The organism is Rhodobacter sp. P2_H5 (assembly GCF_056403335.1).
Genome location: NZ_JBFUFS010000019.1, coordinates 1 through 20,480 on the forward strand (window position 1 = coordinate 1; position 20,480 = coordinate 20,480).

The 20,480-nt window shown below is 66.9% G+C and carries 15 protein-coding genes and 1 tRNA gene; 9 read left to right on the forward strand and 7 right to left on the reverse strand.

Annotated features, from left to right (window positions below):
* Window positions 1-266: 266 nt before the first annotated feature.
* The 4 genes from AC1DVR_RS19410 to AC1DVR_RS19425 form a co-directional block, all read right to left on the reverse strand.
* The gene (locus tag AC1DVR_RS19410; RefSeq protein WP_478002261.1) at window positions 267-1,541 is read right to left on the reverse strand and encodes an NAD(P)/FAD-dependent oxidoreductase; all 1,275 of its coding nucleotides are present in this window, start codon (window positions 1,539-1,541) and stop codon (window positions 267-269) included.
* Window positions 1,541-2,320, reverse strand: a complete 780-nt coding sequence (xth, locus tag AC1DVR_RS19415; protein ID WP_478002262.1) for an exodeoxyribonuclease III — start codon at window positions 2,318-2,320, stop codon at window positions 1,541-1,543. Before xth ends, AC1DVR_RS19410 begins: the two co-directional genes overlap by 1 nt.
* A gap of 31 nt (window positions 2,321-2,351) precedes the next feature.
* Window positions 2,352-3,062 (reverse strand): hypothetical protein, encoded by a 711-nt coding sequence (locus tag AC1DVR_RS19420; RefSeq protein WP_478002263.1) that lies wholly within the window; start codon window positions 3,060-3,062, stop codon window positions 2,352-2,354.
* Window positions 3,063-3,130: 68 nt separating this feature from the next.
* Window positions 3,131-3,457, reverse strand: coding sequence for a HesB/IscA family protein (locus tag AC1DVR_RS19425; protein ID WP_478002331.1), 327 nt, complete (start codon window positions 3,455-3,457; stop codon window positions 3,131-3,133).
* 293 nt (window positions 3,458-3,750) lie between these two features.
* Here AC1DVR_RS19425 and AC1DVR_RS19430 point away from each other — a divergent pair, with 293 nt between their 5' ends.
* Window positions 3,751-4,938, forward strand: coding sequence for a deoxyguanosinetriphosphate triphosphohydrolase (locus AC1DVR_RS19430; protein WP_478002264.1), 1,188 nt, complete (start codon window positions 3,751-3,753; stop codon window positions 4,936-4,938).
* A gap of 81 nt (window positions 4,939-5,019) precedes the next feature.
* Here the strand turns inward: AC1DVR_RS19430 and AC1DVR_RS19435 are convergent, their stop codons facing one another.
* On the reverse strand, window positions 5,020-5,490 hold the full coding sequence (locus AC1DVR_RS19435) for a disulfide bond formation protein B (RefSeq protein WP_478002265.1): 471 nt from the start codon (window positions 5,488-5,490) through the stop codon (window positions 5,020-5,022).
* Between the two features lie 7 nt (window positions 5,491-5,497).
* The gene (locus AC1DVR_RS19440) at window positions 5,498-6,082 is read right to left on the reverse strand and encodes a YqaA family protein (protein WP_478002266.1); all 585 of its coding nucleotides are present in this window, start codon (window positions 6,080-6,082) and stop codon (window positions 5,498-5,500) included.
* 134 nt (window positions 6,083-6,216) lie between these two features.
* Here AC1DVR_RS19440 and ypfJ point away from each other — a divergent pair, with 134 nt between their 5' ends.
* The 8 genes from ypfJ to AC1DVR_RS19480 all read left to right on the forward strand — a co-directional run bounded on the left by ypfJ (window position 6,217) and on the right by AC1DVR_RS19480 (window position 19,873).
* Complete coding sequence (ypfJ, locus tag AC1DVR_RS19445; protein WP_478002267.1) at window positions 6,217-7,068, forward strand: KPN_02809 family neutral zinc metallopeptidase; 852 nt, start codon at window positions 6,217-6,219, stop codon at window positions 7,066-7,068.
* 79 nt (window positions 7,069-7,147) lie between these two features.
* Window positions 7,148-7,231, forward strand: a tRNA-Leu gene (locus AC1DVR_RS19450).
* A 293-nt stretch (window positions 7,232-7,524) separates the two neighbouring features.
* Complete coding sequence (gene fabF, locus AC1DVR_RS19455) at window positions 7,525-8,811, forward strand: beta-ketoacyl-ACP synthase II (RefSeq protein ID WP_478002268.1); 1,287 nt, start codon at window positions 7,525-7,527, stop codon at window positions 8,809-8,811.
* 192 nt (window positions 8,812-9,003) lie between these two features.
* A complete protein-coding gene (locus AC1DVR_RS19460; protein WP_478002269.1) occupies window positions 9,004-10,395 on the forward strand; it encodes an MATE family efflux transporter in 1,392 nt (463 codons plus the stop codon).
* Between the two features lie 54 nt (window positions 10,396-10,449).
* Window positions 10,450-11,439, forward strand: a complete 990-nt coding sequence (locus tag AC1DVR_RS19465) for an aldo/keto reductase (protein ID WP_478002270.1) — start codon at window positions 10,450-10,452, stop codon at window positions 11,437-11,439.
* 120 nt (window positions 11,440-11,559) lie between these two features.
* A complete protein-coding gene (locus tag AC1DVR_RS19470; protein ID WP_478002271.1) occupies window positions 11,560-12,150 on the forward strand; it encodes a TetR/AcrR family transcriptional regulator in 591 nt (196 codons plus the stop codon).
* A gap of 1,171 nt (window positions 12,151-13,321) precedes the next feature.
* A complete protein-coding gene (locus AC1DVR_RS19475) occupies window positions 13,322-15,592 on the forward strand; it encodes a Hint domain-containing protein (RefSeq protein ID WP_478002272.1) in 2,271 nt (756 codons plus the stop codon).
* A 246-nt stretch (window positions 15,593-15,838) separates the two neighbouring features.
* Complete coding sequence (locus tag AC1DVR_RS19480; protein ID WP_478002273.1) at window positions 15,839-19,873, forward strand: Hint domain-containing protein; 4,035 nt, start codon at window positions 15,839-15,841, stop codon at window positions 19,871-19,873.
* Here AC1DVR_RS19480 and AC1DVR_RS19485 read toward each other — a convergent pair.
* Complete coding sequence (locus AC1DVR_RS19485) at window positions 19,843-20,445, reverse strand: nucleotidyltransferase family protein (protein ID WP_478002274.1); 603 nt, start codon at window positions 20,443-20,445, stop codon at window positions 19,843-19,845. The genes AC1DVR_RS19480 and AC1DVR_RS19485 overlap by 31 nt on opposite strands.
* Window positions 20,446-20,480 lie beyond the last annotated feature (35 nt).

Consider the following 20,480-nt stretch of genomic DNA (forward strand, 5'->3'; position numbering starts at 1 on the left):
GTCGAGCCAATCCTTCGAAACGTCGACACCGATGAAATCCCGTGGCAAAGTCATGGCGGCCTGTCCTTGATCTGCGGGGTCGTCTGTTGGCGCAGCGCCCCAGGCAACTGTTCAGGTTTGAACGCGAAAACGCAGACGAGCCCCAAGCTACCGGACGGGCTCAGGCACCCAAGGATGGACCGGGGTCTCGTCTGCAACCTCCATTGTCGCAGATCGCCAAGAGACAAGGATGGGCAATTTGCCCATCTTCGGGGCGGGCGCAGCGGTCAGGATCGGCGCTCGCGCCATTTGTCCTGGGCTTGCAGCGACCAATAGGTCAGTTGCGCCACGGCGAGGCCGATCTTGCCGCCGGCCCAGTCGAGGCCCCAGGGTGTGAAGAGCCTGATGCGGTCGGTCTCATCCAGGATCGCCTCGGCCAGGACCTTGCCGGCCATGGCGGTAGTGTTGAGGCCGTGGCCGCCGAAGGCGGTGATGTGCCAGACATTGGGCTGCATCTCGCCGATCTGCGGCATGAGATGTCGGGCATAGGCCATCAGGCCGGACCAGGCGAGTTCGGTTTTCAGCGGCGCCAGCTGGGGGTAGACCTCGAGCATCGCGGCGCGCAATTCGCGGGCGACGCCCTCTTCCGACGCCGGGCTTGTGGTGATCCTTCCGCCCCAGAGGAGCCTGCGGCCGCCGTCGACGAGGCGGTAATAGTCGGAGGCGCGGCGGTCGTCGAGCAGCGCCGCGCGGGTCTTGATCGTGGCGGCGAGGAGGTCGGGCGCGGCCTCGGTCAGCATCATGTAGGTGGAAATCGGCAGCATGGCGCGTTTGAGGCGGGGGATGAGGTTGCCGGTATAGCCGCCGGTCGCAAAGACGGCGCGGCGGGCGGTGACGGAGCCTGCCGGGGTGCGGATGAACTGGTCCGGGCCGAGGCTGACGCTCATCGCCGGGCTGCGTTCGAAGATCTTGCCGCCAAGGCGTTCGATCTCGCGCGCGAGCGCGCGCAGGTAGTTCAAGGGATGGATGTGGAAGGCGCGTTTGTCTTCCAGCCCGTGCAGGTAGCGTGTGGTGGCGAGCCTGTCCTGCAGGGCGTGGCGGTCGAGATAAGTGAGCGGGTAGTCGTAATCGCGGGCGAAGGTCGCGGCATGGGCCTTGAGGTCGGCGGCTTCGTCAAAGCGGCGCATGTAGAGGAGGCCGGGGACCGGGTCGGCGCCCTTGATGCCAAGGCTCTGGATGTTGTGGCGCAGCCGCTCCACCCCTTCGATCGACAGGCGGTGCAGGGCGCGGGCCTTGTCCGGGCCGACCCTTGCCGCGATCGCGTCATCGCCGCAGGCGAAGGCGGGCGAGACGATGCCGCCGTTGCGCCCCGAGGCGCCGAAGCCGATCGATTCGCTTTCCAGCACCGCGACCTTGACCCCGGCGCGCGCCAGTTCCAGCGCCGTGGTCAGGCCGGCGAGGCCGCCGCCGACGATCACGGTGTCGGTCGCGTGCGGGCCGTCGAGCCCCGGGCGTTCGCTCCGGTCCTCTCGCGTTCGGGCGTACCAGGTTTGCGGATACATCAGGCGTCGAGCTCGATCCAGGCCGGGACATGGTCCGAGGGCTTGTCGCGCCCGCGCACCGCCTTGTCGATGCCGGCGTCCATGAGGAGATCGGCAGCTTGCGGCGACAGGAGGAGGTGGTCGATCCTGATGCCGTTGTTGCGCTCCCAGGCGCCGCGCTGGAAATCCCAGAAGGTATAGGTGCCGGGGTTCGGGTTGCGGGCGCGGATCGCATCGGTCAGGCCGAGGTTCAGGAGCCGCTGATAGGCCGCACGGGTCTGCGGCAGGTAGAGCGCATCTTCCAGCCAGTCCTTCGGATTGGCGGCATCCTCGGCCTGGGGGATCACGTTGTAATCGCCGCAGAGGACCAGCGGCTCCTCCAGCTTCAGGAGTTCCTGAGTGCGGGTCCGCATCCTGTCCAGCCAGGCCAGCTTGTAATCGTATTTCGGCCCCGGCGCCGGGTTGCCATTGGGCAGGTAAAGCCCGCAGACCCTTACCGGGCGGCGGCCCATCACGGTGGCCTCGATCCAGCGGGCGTGTTCATCGGCCTCGTCGCCGGGCAGGCGGCGGGTGACATCCTCCAGGGGCAGTTTCGACAGGATCGCAACGCCGTTGAAGGCCTTCATGCCGTGGGTTTCGACCGCATAGCCGAGGCGTTCGAAGGCCTCGCGCGGGAAGGCCTCGTCGACGGACTTGATCTCTTGCAGGCAGACGACATCGGGATTGGCCTCGCTCAGCCAGTCCAGAAGGGCCTGGGTGCGGGCCTTGATGCCGTTGATGTTGAAGGTGGCGATTTTCATGGGACTCTCCGGTTGACCCCTTGGTAGCGGGTCAGGCCGGGCTTGTCACCCGGGCGGCGGCGAGCCAGAGCGCATCGAGCGCGTCGATCTCGGCCACATCGAAGCGGGCGGCCTCCTCCCAATAGCGGCCCGAGGGGACGTGGTAGTCCAGCGCCGCCTCGCGGGCGAGGGCTGCTTCGGCGAGGTCTGTATCATGGGGGGCGGGAGCGGCGGGCAGGGTCTGCGGCGTGGCGCGCGGAAAGACCAGGCGCGAGGGGCCGGTGGAGAGGTTGACCATGGCACAGCCGGCCCGGGCCGCGAGGATCATCAGGCGGGCGGATTTCGCCTCCAGGCTGCGCAGGGTGATGTCGGCGCGCAGGGGGTCTGGCGTGCCGGTGCCGTAGAAATGGGTCGGGCCTGTGGCGGGGTAGTGCATGTCGCAGCCGAGGACGGCGATGACCCGGGGTTTCAGGACGGCGAGGATCCAGTAGGCGGTGGTGAAGGCCATGGTGCCGCCGGCATAGACGAAGCCGCCGAACGCGTTCTGGGCGGGGACGAAATCCTCCTGCAGGATCAGGCGCTGGTGCGGGCCGGGCAGCGGGCGGCGGTCTTCGGGAAAGTCCCAGGGGCAGACCAGATCATCCCAGTCCTCGCGCAGGCGCCAAGCGTTGTTGATCGCCACAATCCGGTCGAAGGGCGGACGCGGCCAGTCGCGCGCCAAGGTGGCATTGGGCGCCGAGCCCAGCATCAGGATGATCGACATGGAACCTCCGGTCTATCGGCGCAACCTAGCCCGGCTGGCGCGAAAGACCAGAGCAGAGATGCGACAGATCAGAGGGAGAACGACGTGCCGCAGCCGCAGGAGGACACCGCGTTGGGGTTCTCGATCACGAAGCGCGCGCCGATCAGTTCGGCGGTGAAGTCGATGGTGGCGTTCGACAGATAGGGCAGCGAGACGCTGTCGACCAGCACGCGCTGGCCGTCCTTTTCCAGAACCAGATCGTCGGCGGCCGGTTCGTCCAGCTTGATGTCATACTGAAACCCCGAACAGCCGCCGCCTTCGACCGCCACGCGCAGGGCCTTGGCCTCACCGGTCAGGCTGGCGATTTCGGCCAGGCGGGCAAAGGCACGGTCGGTGACATGGGGGGGCAGGGTCAGGGTCATGGCGGGTCTCCTTGAACCTTGAAGATAGGGCCGATGCCGCCAGCGTTCAAGCTCTGAACCTTGGGCGACGGTGAGATCCCCCCACACCCTCCCCCGGCCCCCTTTCATTGGTCCATAAATATCCCACGGGGGTGCGGGGGTGTGAAACCCCCGCTTCTGTCCACGGGTGCGGGGGTGTGAAACCCCCGCTTCCGCAGGCGGGCGAAGGGCACCTGGCCGGGACTGCGCTTCGGGCTGGCCTCTGGCGCAGGTCCTTCGTATGATAGGAGAAAACCCGATGAGGACAGATGCTCGCGCCATTCGCCTGCCACCCAGACCGCTCCCGTGGGCGGCTGCATGAGGAAAGCCTGTCCTCCTTCCGCTCGCCCTTTCAACGCGACCGGGACCGGATCATCCATTCCAGCGCCTTCCGGCGGCTGAAACACAAGACCCAGGTTTTCGTCGAACACGAGGGCGATTATTACCGCACCCGGCTGACCCATACGATCGAGGTGGCGCAGGTGGCGCGCACCATCTCGGGCGTCCTTGGCCTCAACACTGACCTCGCCGAGGCGGTGGCGCTGGCGCATGACCTGGGCCACACGCCCTTTGGCCATACCGGCGAGGACGCGATGGAGCGGTTGATGGCGCCCTATGGCGGCTTTGACCACAATGCCCAGGCCCTGCGCATCGTCACAAGGCTGGAGCGGCATTACGCCGATTTCGACGGGCTGAACCTGACCTGGGAGACGCTGGAGGGCATTGCCAAGCACAATGGCCCGGTCACTGGCTCCAACGCCGATGAAAAGCACGCGGGGCCTTTGCCCTATGCCCTGGCCGAGGTGAATGCCGCCTGGGATCTGGAGCTGGACACCCATGCCAGCGCCGAGGCGCAGGTGGCTGCCATCGCCGATGACGTGGCCTATTCGCACCATGATCTGCACGACGGGCTGCGCTCGGGCCTCTTTTCGGAAGAGGACCTGATGGAACTGCCGGTCACCGGGCCGGCGTTTGAGGAGGTCGACCGGCTGTATCCCGGCCTTGAAAAAATGCGGCGGCGGCACGAGGCCTTGCGCCGGGTCTTTGGCCGCATGGTCGAGGATGTGATCGCGGTGGCGCAGAACCGCCTCGCGGCTGCGCAGCCCCAGTCGGTCGAAGAGATCCGGGCGATGGGCACCACGGTGATCCGCTTCTCAAAACCGCTGTACCAGGAACTGAAGGTGATCCGCTCTTTCCTGTTCCACCGGATGTACCGGGCGCCGACAGTGATGAAGGAACGCGCGCGGGTCACCAAGGTGGTGGACGGGCTCTTCCCCCTGTTCCTCGCCGAGCCGCAGCTTCTGCCCGACGAGTGGCAGCCGGATATTCTGGCGGCGCAGGGAGAGGTCGAACTCGCCCGCATCGTCTGCGATTATGTGGCGGGGATGACGGACCGCTTTGCCCTGCAGGAAGGCGCGCGGCTGCTGGGCGGCGGGTTTTTCGGGAGCCCGCTTTAACGGTTGGCGTTGGGGGCCTTGGCTGGCGTCCGGGGCGCTGCCCCGGGCCCCGGGATATTTATGGACCAATGAAAACGCGGGTCAGGATTTGCGAAAGGCCGTCAGCCAGAGGGCGACGAGGGCGAGCGACAGGAGCATGTTCCATGATGCCATCGAGAGGCCGAACATCTCCCACGCCACCTGATCGCATTTAACCACGGGGGAGGCCTGGATTTGTGCGAGGAGGTCCTTGGCGGAGATGCCGGTGATCGAGCCCGAGGTGCAGGTCGTGGGGCCCTCCCACCAATGGCGTTCGACGCCGGTGTGATAGGCGCCGATCGCGGCGGTGGTCAGGGCTGCGGCGGCGCCGGCCAAGGGCAGCAGGCGGGCGAGGATCGTGCGCGGGATCAGGAGCGCCAGCACGCCGATCACGATGGCCACACCATGCGGATAGCGCTGCTGCAGGCAGAGATGGCAGGGCGCCAGGCCGCCGATATATTGGAAGGCGAAGGCTCCGGCCAGGGCCGCGACCGAGCCGCCGGCCGCGAGAAGGATCAGAAGGTTGCGCGACATCGGGGCCTCACAAAAGGGTTTTCGCCAGATAAAACGCCAGCCCTGCCACGATCACGATCAGCGCGCCCAAGGCAAGCCGTCGGCGGATCACGTCTGCGATAGCCGCGCCGTAATGCGCGAGCGCCCAGCCCAGCAGGAGGAACTTCAGCCCGCGCGCCACCACTGCCGCGAGGATGAAAAGCCAGAGGTTGAAGCCGATCGCCCCGGCCAGGATCGTCACCACCTTCATCGGCGGCAGATGGGCCGCCCCCGAAGTGATCAGCAAGACCATGATGGTGCCGGTGCCGGTCTGCGCCTTCAGCGCCTCGAAGGCGGGCATCGAGTGCCAGAAGTTCAGGATCGGCGCCGCGATCATGTCGAAGAGGAAATGGCCGATCATCCAGCCGAAGACCCCGCCGAGAACCGAGCCCACCGCCGCGACCAGCGCATAGCGCATCGCACGTTCGGGCCTTGCCAGGCACATCGGCAGGAAGATCACCTCGGCCGGCACCGGAAAGACCGAGCTTTCCACAAAGGCCACCGCGGCCAGCACCGCCTCGGCGCGGGGCGAGCGGGCCTCGGCCAGCAGGCGTTGGGTCAGACGTTCGAACATCGGCTTCTCCGCTTTCCCCGGGCTTTGGCGGGTTTGCGCCATGAGGTCAAGGCTTCGGTGGCCCCGCCCGTGACGTGAGGGGTTGAGACTTGGGCCGGGCACGCTAGAGTCTCCGCAAGATTATGGAGGTTGGCATGGAATGGCGCGGTCGGCGGCAAAGCGGTAATATCGAGGATCGCCGCGCTGAGGGCGGCGGCGGCATGCGGCGCGGCGGCGTGGGCCTCGGCGGCGGGGTTGGTCTTCTGGCGATCGTCGTCGTCGGCTGGTTCTTCGGCATCGACCTCACCCCCTTGCTGAACGGCACCACCGGGGTGACCAGTTCTACCTCGGCCCCGCCGGACCCGGGCGCGGGCGAGTTCGTCGGCGTGACCCTCGCCGATACCGAGGAGGTCTGGGCCAAGGTCTTCAAGGAGCAGGTCGGCCGGGCCTATCAGCCGGCGACGCTGGTCCTTTATTCCGGCATCACGCAATCGCCCTGCGGCGATGCCTCGGGCTCGACCGGGCCCTTCTATTGCCCGGGCGACAAGAAGGTCTACCTCGACACCGATTTCTTCACCACCCTGTCGCAAGACCTTGGGGCCAAAGGCGATTTCGCCATGGCTTATGTCGTGGCGCATGAGGTCGGCCACCATGTGCAGGACGAGCTTGGCATCCTGTCCAAGGCCAACAAGCTGCGCGCCCAGGTGTCCGAGGCGCAGAGCAACGCGATCTCGGTCCGCATCGAGCTGCAGGCCGATTGCCTGGCCGGGATCTGGGGCCGCGACGCCGAGGCGCAGTTCGGCACCATCGAGCCGGGCGATTTCCAGGAGGCGGTCAATGCCGCGCGCCAGATCGGCGATGACACGCTGCAGCGCAACGCCGGACAGGCGCCGATGCCTGACAGCTTCACGCATGGCACCTCGGCCCAGCGGTCGAAATGGTTCCAGATCGGGCTGAAATCCGGCCAGATCGCCGACTGCGATACGTTTTCGCCGCAGAACCCCTGAGAAGCCCTGAAATTCCGCGGCCTTCCCCCCAGCCGGGGCGTTGACGCGGCAGGGCGGGGGATTTAAACCCCCTGACTGTGCGGGCGTGGCGGAATGGTAGACGCGACAGACTCAAACTCTGTTACTGCAAGGTGTGTCGGTTCGAGTCCGACCGCCCGCACCAGTTTCCTTCCAGCCTCTGGACGACAACCGACCGGGTGATGGCCCGTGTCCTCAGGTCGTCTGACCGCTTTCCAAGATCCTTTCCCACCGAAGACCCCGCGCCGGGATGCGACCGCGCGGGGTTTCCTTTTGCGCCGAATCGTGGGGCGTGAGCGGGGGGCTTGCCGCCTTGGCCGCTCCATTGCCCGAAAAGGCCATTGCCTGGGGCGGGCTTTCTTCATATAGATGACTAACAACATCTAAAAGCGCTGCCAGTGGCCAAGAGCCGGTGGCGGCGCGGCGGAAGGAGCCAGGATGCGGCGCATTGTGATCACGGGGATGGGGGCGGTCAGCCCGCTGGCGGCGGGGGTCGAGGCCAGCTGGGCGCGGTTGCTCGCCGGGGCCTCCGGCCTGCGGCGCCTGCCGGAGGCGATCGTGGCCGATCTGCCCTGCAAGGTCGGCGGCGTTGTTCCGTCGCGGGTGGATGACCCGCTCGGTGGGTTCGACCCGGATGCGCTGGTGCCGCCGAACGAGCAGCGCAAGATGGACCGCTTCATCCTCCTGGGCCTTGTGGCGGCGGCTGAGGCGCTGGCACAGGCCGGATGGGCGCCCGCCACCCCGCGCGCGCGTCAGCGCACGGCGACGATCGTGGCCTCGGGCATCGGCGGCTTTCCGGCCATTGCCCAGGCGGTGCGCACGGTCGATCAGAAGGGGGTGCGGCGGCTGTCGCCCTTCACGGTGCCTTCGTTCCTGGTGAACCTCGCCGCCGGGCAGATCTCGATCCGCCATGGCTTTGAGGGCCCGATCGGGGCGCCGGTGACGGCCTGTGCGGCGGGGGTGCAGGCCATCGGGGATGCGGCGCGCCTGATCCGCGCCGACGAGGCCGACATTGCGATTTGCGGCGGGGTCGAGGCTTGCATCGACACGGTGAGCCTTGGTGGCTTTGCCGCGGCGCGGGCGCTGTCGACGGGCTTTAACGACGAGCCCACCCGCGCCTCGCGCCCCTTTGATGCCGGGCGCGACGGGTTTGTGATGGGCGAGGGGGCGGGGCTGGTCGTGATCGAGGCGCTGGACCATGCCCTGGCGCGCGGGGCGGTGCCCCTGGCCGAATTGGTCGGCTATGGGACGACGGCGGATGCCTATCACATCACCTCGGGGCGCGAGGATGGTGGCGGGGCGCGGCGGGCGATGGAAATTGCCATTGCGCAGGCGGGGATTTCTGCGGCTGACATCCAGCATCTGAACGCCCATGCCACCTCCACCCCGGTGGGTGACCGGGGCGAGATTGCCGCGATCAAGGCGCTGTTCGGCACCGGGGGCGGCATTGCGGTCAGTGCGACGAAATCCGCCACCGGGCATCTTCTGGGGGCGGCGGGCGGGCTGGAGGCGATCTTCACGCTGCTGGCCCTGCGCGACCAGATCGCGCCGCCGACGCTGAACCTGGAAACGCCGGACCCGGCGGGCGAGGGCATCGACTTTGTCGCCGGTGCGGCGCGACCGATGGCAATGGACTATGCCATCTCGAACGGCTTCGGCTTTGGCGGGGTCAATGCCAGCGTCCTGTTCCGGCGCTGGACGGAGGGTGGGGGCCGTCATGGGTGAGCGGCTAACCGTCGCCAGACCCGGCACGCTCCGCTGCGCCTTGGGTGCGGCCGACCGGCCCGATCCGCGCAACCGGGTGTTGGCGTGGGGGCCTCGCCCCGCAGGGCGGGACATCGCCCGGGCGGAGAAGCCCGGGGCTACCCGGACACCGCCGAAATTCGAGAAAACGGCACGCACGAGGGCACAGCGACCATGACCGATCTCACAGCCACCGCAGCCGACCTTGGCCCTGCGCGCGACTCGCTTGACCTGCGCACCCGGCGGATGCTGGAGGAGCCGGTGTTTCCGCTGCTGCTCCGCATGGCCTGGCCCAATGTGCTGATCATGCTGGCTCAGGCCTCGACCGGGTTGATCGAGACCTGGTGGGTTGCCAAGCTCGGGACCGATGCTCTGGCAGGCATGGCGCTGGTCTTTCCCGCCGTCATGCTGATGACGATGATCTCGGCCGGGGCGATCGGCGGGGGGATCTCCTCGGCGGTGGCGCGGGCGCTGGGCGGCGGGCGCAGGCAGGAGGCGGATGCCATCGTGCTGAACGCGGTGGCGATCAACCTGTTGCTGGGCCTCGGCTTTTCCGCCGTCTTCCTGATCTTCGGCGCGCCGATCTACCGCGCATTGGGCGGCGAGGGGGCGGAGCTGCACGCGGCCCTCCTTTATTCCAACGTGGTCTTTGCCGGTGCGATCTTCATCTGGCTGTCCAACGGGCTGGCGAGCGTCATCCGCGGCACGGGCAACATGCTGTTTCCGGCCCTCGTCACCTGCGCGGGCGTCGTGTTCCTGATCCCGGTGTCGCCGGCGCTGATCTTCGGCTTCGGGCCGGTGCCGGCGCTTGGCGTGGCGGGGGGCGGGGTGGCGGTGGTCGCCTATTACGCCGCGTCGACCCTGGTCATGGGCTGGCATATCCTCGCTGGGCGCAACCCGGTCCGCTTCCGCCTTGCGCGGCTGGACGGGCGGCTGATCCGGGGCATCCTGCGGGTGGGCGGCATGTCCTCGCTGAACGCGATCCAGACCAATGCGACCATCGCGGGGGCCACGGCGCTGGTCGCCTCGGCCGCCGGCATCGAGGCGGTCGCGGGCTTTGGCACTGGCGCGCGGCTGGAGTATCTGCTGGTCCCGCTGGTCTTCGGGATCGGCGCGCCGCTGGTGGCGCTGGTCGGCACCAACATCGGCGCGGGGCAGCGCGACCGCGCGCTGCGCATCGCGCTGACCGGGGCCGCGATGGCCTTTTGCGCGACCGAGATCGTCGGCCTGTCCGCCGCGATCTGGCCCGCGGCCTGGCTCGGGTTGTTCAGCCCCGACCCCGCGATCATCGCGGCGGGCAGCGCCTATCTGCAGGTCGTGGGCCCGTTCTACGGCTTCTTCGGCCTCAGCATCGCGCTCTATTTCGGCTCGCAAGGCGCCGGACGGCTGTTCTGGCCTTTGACGGCGGGATTGATCCGGCTTCTGATTGCGCTGGGCGGCGGATGGCTGGCCTTGCGGCTGACCGGATCGCTGACGGCGCTGTTTGCCGCCCTGGCACTGGGGCTGGTCGTCGCGGGCAGCACGGTCTTCGTCGCGGTGCGCGCGGGCGCGTGGTTTCGCAGATGATCGCCCGGCCTTTGGCGATGCCGGGCTGGCTTTGACACCCTGAAAGGAGCGAACATGATCACCAGGACATTCGGCCGCACCGGCCTGCGCATCTCGCAATTGGCGCTGGGCACGGCGAACTTCGGCACCGGTTGGGGCCATGGCGCCGATGGCGGCGAAAGCGAGGCCATCTTCAACGCCTATGCCGAGGCGGGCGGCAATTTCATCGACACCGCCGACATCTACCAGTTCGGCCAGTCCGAGGAACATGTCGGCGCCCTGCTGCAGGGCCGGCGCGAGGATTTCATCCTGTCGAGCAAGTTCACCAATGGGGCGGCCCCCGGTGCCGGCCCCCTGGTCACCGGCAACAGCCGCAAGGCGATGGTCGCCTCGCTGGAGGCCAGCCTGAAGCGGCTCAAGACCGACCGGATCGACCTGTACTGGGTGCACCATCCCGATGGGTTGACCCCCTCGGAAGAGATCGTGCGCGGGTTCGAGGATCTGGCCCGCGCCGGCAAGATCCTTTACGCGGGCCTGTCCAACTTCCCGGCCTGGCGTCTGGCCCGGGCGGTGACGCTGGCCGAGATGTCGCGCAGCGTGCCGATCGCCGCCGCCCAGTTCGAGCACAGCCTGGTGCACCGCGACCCCGAGGCCGACCTGTTTCCCGCCGCCGAGGCTTTGGGGCTGGGCGTGGTCACCTGGTCGCCGCTGGGCGGGGGCATGCTGACCGGCAAGTACCGCCGGGGCGAGCAGGGCCGCGCCGAGGCTTTGGGCGGCAAGGTCTTTCAGGCCGAGAACTCCGCGCAGCGCAGCGCGGTTCTGGATGCGGTGCTCGACATCGCGGCGGAGATCGGCGCCACCCCCGATCAGGTCGCCATCGCCTGGGCCTGCAGCCGGATCGCGATCCCGATCATCGGGCCGCGGACCCTGGCCCAGGCCAAAAGCAACATCGCGGCGCTGTCCGCTGGGCTGACGGAGGCGCATCTGGCCCGCCTGAACGCCGTCAGCCGGCTCACCCCGGCGGAGGGCGAGAACCTGGGCGTGTCCCCTGGCAGCGTCGCCTGACAGGGGCCTGAGGGCAGGGGGGGCAGGGACCTTCTGCTGCTGGGGGCGCCCTGCACTTGGATCTTGCGGGCGCCCCTCACATATAAGAAATTCGGTCAATTCTGAACGCGGGAGGGGCCTGTGAGAGTTTCCAGAGAGCAGGCGGCCCGGAACCGGGAGCGGGTCGTCGAGGTCGCGGGGCAGCTGTTTCGCGCCCATGGTTTTGACGGGGTCGGGATTGACGCCGTGATGGCGGAAGCCGGCCTGACGCATGGCGGTTTCTACAAGAGCTTCAGCTCCAAGGATGATCTGATCGCCGAGGCCTGCGCTGCGGCAGGCGCGCGCTCGCTGGCGCGCTGGGTCGGAGGCGGGGCGTCGCCGGCGCTGCCCCTGGGCGATCTGGTAAGCCGCTATCTGTCGCGCGCCCATCGCGACGAGCGCAAGGACGGCTGCGTCTTCGCCGCCCTGGCCAACGACGCCGGGCGACGCGAGGGGCCGGTGCGGGCGGCCTTCGCCACAGGGCTGAAAACCTTCGTGGCCCATGTGGCCGGGCTGATGCCCGGCCGGTCGGAGGCACGCCGGCGTCAGGCCGGGCTCGCCGCCGTGGCCACGATGATCGGCGCCCTGGCCATGGCGCGCGCAAGCGACGACGAGGCTTTTGCCGAAGAGATCCTCGCCGCCGCAGGCGCGGCGATCCTGGGCGCGGACGGCGCCCCCGCCCCGCAGGACTAGGCGCCTTCCGCCGCCCAGCTGGCAAGCCCGGAGCGGGTGGGCTGGCGCCCGGGCCGCCATGCCGCGATCGAGGGCGCGCGGCTGATCCCGCGGTTGCCCCGACATCGGCGCCTATGGCCAGCCGATCCGGGCCCGCCGGGCAATTGGCCCTATCCTCTGAGGGCGCTTGCGCTGCGGATCGGTGTGTCTGGCGGGGCCATATGCCGCAGCCCCGGGCAGCGGATTGGCCTCAGGTCGATTGCGGCGGAACTGTGATCTGAGGTGCCGGGACCTACGCCCTTCGGCGGAGTGATTCGGCTAAAGCGAGCCAGGCCAAGGCGTTAACCTTCAAAAATACGTCACATTTGGTGAAATTGATGCCCGTTTGGCAACACCGCCGGGGCGCCCTAGCTGGCGGTGGAGAAATATGGGCAGAAATGCGGCACAAAATTCCGGGTATGGTTAAGATTGTGTTTTGTTTCCAGATTAGAAACGGTTGGCCGTGTGACCGCGGGATTTGACGCAAAAGTGGCGGAAAAATGGCCTGAATCTCGGAAAATCCAAGGCTCCAGCCGGGCGGATGTTTCCAAAGCGCTGACGGACCGCAACCGAAACGCGATGGTTCCCCCTGTCTCTTCGCCAGAATTGGGGTGCAAACAGGGCGCAAGGGCTAGATCTTGCCATCTTTTCACTTTTCGTAAGCCCTAACGGCGGGTATTCAGGAATAGTCCGAGTTTGAAGGACAAAGGCCGTGGGGGCGGTCTGTAAGTGGTGTTGCACGAAGTTGTGCGGGATTAGGGTTAAAGTGACACGTCCACAGGGGTTCTGCCCTCCGGAGTGCAAAGGCGGATTTACCGCTTCTGCTCGGTGTTGCCGCACGTCTCGCATGGCGACCATCACGACAGTCCGGCGTCTGGCTCGGCCCTTTTGGGGCCGTTGAGCCTGGTATGCCGCATGGCAAGCCCGGTTCAGCCAGGATCGATGGGCTGGCGCGTCGTTGTGACGCGCCAATCCGGAACATCGGAACGAGGGGATGGCCCCTCAGGTTGGCGACGGAGAGAAAGATGTTTGAGCACAATCAACTTTGCACCAAGGTGGCACCCTGCGCCTCCCCGCTGCGCGAGGTCGTTGTGGCCAGCATCCCGGCACACGTCCCGTCCATCCACGCAACGCGGTTTTGAGGGGACCAATCATGACGCTTTCCTATTTTTACACGAACTTCTGGGGCCAGACCTGCACGGTCCAAGCCGACTGCGTGACGCTGCACAGCGACGGCTGCTGGTATGACAACGATGGTCACCAGTGCTATCCGTCCAAGGACGGCATCGTCGAGGGCACGGCCGGCAATGACCTGATCGATTACAACTACACGGGCGACCCCGAAGGCGACAAGATCGACCACAACGATCAGATCCTGTCGGGTGCTGCGAAGAATGACGACCTGGTCTATGCCTATGGCGGGAACGATACGGTTCTGGCCGGCGAGGGCAATGACAAGGTCTATGGCGGCACCGGCAATGACAGCCTGAACGGCGGCAATGGCAACGACACGCTTTATGGCGATGCGGGCAATGACACGCTGACCGGGGCGGCGGGCACCAACTTCTCTTACGGCGGGGCGGGCGATGACCGCTTTGTTGGCGGCGCGGGCGCGGATTCGTTCTTCGGCGGCACCGATCAGGACAATGTCGACTACAGCAATTCCGCCTCTGGCGTGACGGTCAACCTGACCACCGGCGTTCTGTCGGGCGGCGATGCGGCCAATGACCATGTCGGCGGCGATGTCGATGGCGTCATCGGCTCGGCCTATGGTGACAGCCTGACCGGCTTTGACCAGCAGGGCACCGCGGCGGGCGACATCTACACCAACCAGTTCTACGGCGCGGGCGGCAATGACACGATCTCGGGCATGGGCGGCAACGACCAGCTTTATGGCGGCGCCGATCAGGACCTGATCTATGGCGGCACCGGCGACGATGTGGTGGATGGCGGCACCGGCAACGACACGCTTTACGGCGATGCCGGCAACGACACGATCAACGGCGGTGACGGGCGCGACTCGGTGTTTGGCGGCGACGGCAACGACGTGATCGACACCTCCTCGGGTCTGGCGAACGAGCGGCCGGACATCGCCTATCCCGGGCTTTACAGCGCCGATGGCGATGTGAACAACGACAAGGACACCGTCTTTGGCGGCGCTGGCGATGACACGATCCGGACCGGCGACGACGCCGATAGCATCCATGGCGACGATGGCAATGACTCGATCGACGGCGGCGTCGACAACGACACGATCTTTGGTGACGCGGGCAACGACACGATCGTCGGCGGCGAAGGCTCTGATCAGATCGACGGCGGCGCCGGCAATGACGTGATCTATGGCGGCTATGGCCCCGGCGTGCCGGATGCGGTCAATATCCCCGATGCGAGTGACCTGGCGCCGACCAACGGTCTGGACCTGATCCATGGCGGCGACGGTTCCGACACGATCTTCGGGATGGACGACAAGGACACCATCTACGGCGACGCCGGCAACGACGTGCTCTATGGCGGCATCGACGACGACAAGCTTTATGGCGGCGCCGGCAATGACCAGGTGTCGGGCGATCAGGGCAACGACAGCCTTTATGCCGATGCCGGCAACGACAGCCTCTACGGCGGCGACGACCGCGACAGCTTCTTTGGCGGCAATGCCGGGGATTCGGTCGATGGCGGCGAGGGCGGCGACGACCATGACACGCTGGATCTGACCGGCGCGGGCCCGTTCCACATCGTCTACGACCCGACCAACCCGGAAAACGGCACGGTCAACTTCCTTGACCCGACCGACCATCACATCACCGGCTCGATGACCTTCAAGAACATCGAGAATGTCATCCCCTGCTTCACCCCCGGCACGCTGATCGCGACGCCGCGCGGCGAAGTGCCGGTGGAGAACCTGCGGATCGGCGACCGGATCATCACCCGCGACAACGGCATGCAGGAAATCCGCTGGATGGGCCGCCGCGATCTGGCCTGGGGCGATCTCGCCGCCGCACCGCATCTGAAGCCGGTTCTGGTCCGCCAGGGCTCGCTCGGCAACGGGTTGCCGGAGCGCGACATGATGGTGTCGCCGAACCACCGCCTGCTAGTCGCCAACGACCGCACCGCGCTCTACTTCGACGAGCATGAAGTGCTGGTCGCGGCCAAGCACCTGCTGTCCTCGCAAGGGGTGCATTCGGTGGATGCGGCGGGCGTCTCCTACATCCACTTCATGTGCGACCGCCACGAGGTCGTCCTGTCGAACGGCGCCTGGACCGAGACCTTCCAGCCCGGCGATCTGACGCTGAAGGGGATGGGCAATGCGCAACGCTCGGAAATCTTTGAGCTTTTCCCCGAGCTGAAAACCGAAGTCGGCCTGGAGAACTACACCTCCGCCCGCAAGACGCTGAAGCGGCACGAGGCGTCGCTTCTGGTTCGCTGAACAAGTTATGCAGCAGGTCGGGGCATGCCCCGGCCATCGGAAAAGGGGGGCTCACGCCCCCCTTTTTCATATTGCGCTACCGGCCCGGGTGCCGCGCCTTGTCCCGGAAATTAAGGCAATCGCTCGCAATTCGCCGCGAAATGGCCTTGTTTTTGCCAGATTTCCCGCGATGTCCGCCAGTTTGAAACATAATTTAGGAGAATTTTCCGGTTATGCGGGCGGGACAGATTCAGAAGCGGTGCAGCGATGGCGACTTATGGCGGAACAACAGGCAATGACTCCACGACCGGAGGCAGCGGTTCCGACAACATCAGCGGCGGCGCGGGCAATGACAGTCTTTACGGGGCTGGCGGCAACGACAGCGTGTTTGGTGGCGCCGACAACGACCAGCTTTATGGCGGCAGCGGCAACGACTCGATGGACGGCGGCACCGGCAATGACACGCTGGATGGTGGCACCGGCAATGACACGCTGACCGGCGGCGACGGGGACGACCGGTTTGTTCTGGCCGGCACCTTCGGCAGTGACACGATGACCGGCGGCGAGGCCGGAGAGACCACCGGCGACGTGCTGGACGCCAGCGCCATCACGGTGGGCGTCACGGTCAACCTGACCGGCTCGGAAGCGGGGACCGTCACCGATGGCACCTCGACCAGCAGCTTCAGCCAGATCGAGGATTTTGTCCTGACCGGGCAGGGCGACACGTTCAACGCCAGCAATGCCAGCCTCGGCGCCAATGTCGATGGCGGGGCGGGCAATGACGTGCTGACCGGCGGGTCGGGGGCCGATACGCTGATGGGCGGCGCGGGGGCGGACAGCATCGCCTCCGGCGCGGGCAATGATCTGGTCTATGACGAGGGCGCCACGGCCGGTTCGGGCAGCGGCGCGGATACGATTGACCTCGGCGCCGGCGATGACACCTATATCGGCACCGGGTCGGGCAGCACCGACAACGACCTGATCTATGGCGGTGCTGGCAATGACACGATCACCACCGCCGGCGGAATGGACTCGGCCTATGGCGGCGACGGCAACGACGTCATCACCGCGGGCAATGACACGCTGGCCAGCAACGGCGACGCGCTGTACGGCGGCGCCGGCACTGACACGCTGAGCGGCGGCAACACCAATGACACGCTGGATGGCGGCACCGGGGCGGATTCGCTGGCGGGCAACGCTGGCCACGACGTCATCTACGGCGGCGAGGCCTCTTCCATCGGCGCGACCTTCATCCAGAACGGCAATTTCAGCGCCGGCTCGACCGGCTGGACCGGCACCGATACCGAGTTCAACCCGGAAAGCTCCTATTTCGGCGGCGGCTCGTCGAGCAATTCGGTCAGCGAGATCGACGGCAACGCCGGCCAGACCACCGTCCTGCAACAAAGCTTCGCGGTCGCGGGGGCGCAGACCGCCCAGCTGACCTTCCGCGGCACGGTGCGGACGGCGGGGACGGTGGGCACCGATGGCTTCCGGGTCGATGTGCTGGATTCGAGCGGCAACGTCGTCTCGACGATGAATGTCTTTCCGCCCTCCAACACCAGCTGGTCGAACTATTCCCTCAACATCGCATTTCCGGGTGCGGGCACCTATACCCTGCGCTTCACCGAGCTTGGCAACAACGACAGCCTCGGCGCGCTTCTGGATGACGTGCAGATCACCGCGACCTCGGCCGTGGCCGATGCCGGGGCGGATACGCTGTCGGGCGGCGATGGCAATGACACGCTTTATGGCGGCGCGGGCCTCGACAGCCTGAGCGGCGACGCCGGCAATGACCTTTTGTACGGCGGCACCGGCAACGATTCCCTCTATGGCGGGACCGAGAACGACACGCTTTATGGCGAGGCCGGCAATGACCTGCTCTATGGCGGCGACGGCAACGATAGCCTGTCGGGCGGGGCGGACAATGACACGCTCTATGGCGATGCGGGCGACGATACGCTGACCGGTGACGCCGGGAATGACCTGCTTTACGGCGGCACCGGCAATGATTCGCTGTACGGCGGGACCGAGAACGACACCCTGTCGGGCGATGCCGGCAACGATCTGCTTTACGGCGGCGATGGCAACGACAGCCTGTCGGGTGGGGCGGACAATGACACGCTCTATGGCGATGCCGGCGACGACACCCTGTCGGGCGATGCCGGCAATGACCTCCTCTACGGCGGCGATGGCAATGACAGTGTGGCAGGCGGCGACGGCGCCGACACGGTGTATGGCGACGCCGGCAACGACAGCCTGACCGGCGACGCCGGCGCGGATTCGCTCTTTGGCGGCACGGGGAACGATTCGCTCTATGGCGGGACCGAGGCGGATACGCTGTCGGGCGATGCCGGCAACGACCTGCTCTATGGCGGCGACGGCAATGACAGCCTCTCGGGCGGGGCAGACAACGACACGCTTTACGGCGATGCCGGAAACGACAGCCTGACCGGAGACGCCGGGGCGGATTTGCTGTTTGGCGGCACCGGGAACGACTCGCTCTATGGCGGCACTGAGGCGGATACGTTGTCGGGCGACGCCGGGAACGATCTGCTCTATGGCGGCGATGCCAATGACCAGCTTTCGGGCGGGGCGGACAATGACACGCTGTATGGCGATGCGGGCGATGATACCGCGTCGGGCGATGCGGGGAATGACCTCCTCTATGGCGGCGATGGCAATGACAGCGTGGCGGGCGGCGACGGCGCCGACACGGTATATGGCGACGCCGGAAACGACAGCCTGACCGGAGACGCCGGGGCGGATTCGCTCTTCGGCGGCTTGGGGAATGACTCGCTCTACGGCGGGACCGAGGCGGATACGCTGTCGGGCGATGCGGGCAACGACCTGCTCTATGGCGGCGATGGCAACGACCAGCTTTCGGGCGGTGATGCCAATGACACGCTGTATGGCGATGCGGGCGACGATTCCCTGACCGGGGACGCCGGGGCGGACTCGCTCTTTGGCGGCTTGGGGAATGACTCGCTCTACGGCGGGACCGAGGCGGATACGCTGTCGGGCGATGCGGGCAACGATCTGCTTTATGGCGGCGATGGCAACGACCAGCTTTCGGGCGGCGATGCCAGTGACACGCTTTATGGCGATGCCGGAAATGACAGCCTGACCGGCGACGCCGGGGCGGATTCGCTCTTTGGCGGCTTGGGGAATGACCAGCTTTACGGCGGGACCGAGGCGGATACGCTGTCGGGTGACGCGGGCAACGACCAGCTTTTTGGTGGGCAGGGCAGCGACAGTCTGGACGGCGGCGACGGCAACGATCTGTTGGATGGCGGGTCCGAGGCCGACACCCTGCAAGGCGGCGCCGGCGATGACACGCTGATCGGCGGCGACGGCAATGACGCGCTTTACGGTGGCGATGGCAATGACGTGCTTTATGGCGCCTCGGGCACCGATGCGCTGTTTGGCGGCGCAGGGGATGACACGCTGTACGGCAGCAGCGCCGACGAGAGCTTCGGGGCCGAGGCAGGCAAGGATGCCGTGTTTGGCGGCGACGGCAATGACACCTTCCAGGGTGGCATCGGCGACACGGTGGATGGCGGTGCGGGCTTCAATGACATGCTCGACCTCAGCGAATATGGCTGGGCGCGGACCAATATCATCTATGACCCCCTGAACCATCAGAACGGCACGGTGGAGTTCCTCGACGCGCAGGGTCATGTCACCGGGACGATGAGTTTCTCCAACATCGAGAAGGTCTTGCCCTGCTTTACCCCCGGCACGCTGATCCTGACCGATCGCGGCGAGGTGGCGGTCGAGGCTTTGCAGCCCGGCGATCTGGTGGTGACGCTGGACCACGGGATGCAGCCCCTGCGCTGGGTCGGCAGCCGGGTGCTGTCGCTCGCCGATCTGATCGTGCAGCCGCGGCTGCGCCCGGTGCGGATCGCCGCCGGGGCGCTGGGCGCGGGCCTGCCGCAGCGGGACATGATGGTTTCGCCGCAGCACCGGATGCTGGTCGAGGGCGGACGGGCCGAGATGCTGTTCGGCGAGGCGCAGGTGCTGGTCGCGGCCACCCACCTGACCGCGCTGGCGGGCGTGGAGACCGTCTTCCCCTATGGCGTGACCTATATCCACCTGCTGTTTGATGCCCATGAACTCGTGCAGGCCGATGGCACCTGGACCGAAAGCTTCCAGCCCGCCGACCGCATGCTGGAGAACATGGATGCTGAACTTCGCGCCGAGGTCGAGGCGCTGTTCCCCGAAGTGTCAGACAGTGCGGTCCGCTTTGCGGCGGCCCGTCCGACCCTGAAGGCTCACGAAGTGCGGGTGCTTTTGGCCGATTGAGCCCAGGCCGCCCAGGCCTCGGGCGTATCAAGGTCGGTCAGGGCATGATCGAAGGGCAGGGGGAGGAAGCGGACCCTGTCGCGGTGCGCCTGCAGGATCGACCGCGCGCCCTCGTCGCCGGTGAGGGCCGCGAAGGCGGGCAGAAGGTCGGGCGGGAAGATCACCGGATGGCCGGGCGTGCCCTGGGCAGTTGTGGCGCGCAGGATGGCTTCTGGGGCTTGTGAGGCGGCGTCGATCATACGGCGCAGGTCTTGTGACGTCAGGTCCGGCATGTCGGCGGGCAGGACCATCAGCGCGCCCTTGGCCGCCGCAGCGCCGGCGACCAGTGAGGCGGAGAGGCCGGTGCTGGCGTTGGCAACCTCCAGAACGGCAACGGACAGATCCGCGATCGCCTCGCGCCGGGCGGTATCCTCGGGCCGCAGGGTGATGAGAACATCGGGATGTGCTGCGAGCGCCATCCGCGCGGTGCGGCGCAGGAGAGGCTCACCCTCGATGGTCAGCAGGAGCTTGTCTTGCCCCCGCATGCGGGATGAGGCGCCAGCCGCCGGGATCAGGATCGTCAGGTCTGACAAGGCAGCGCCCTCCGGCTGGCGGAAGAGCAGGGGGT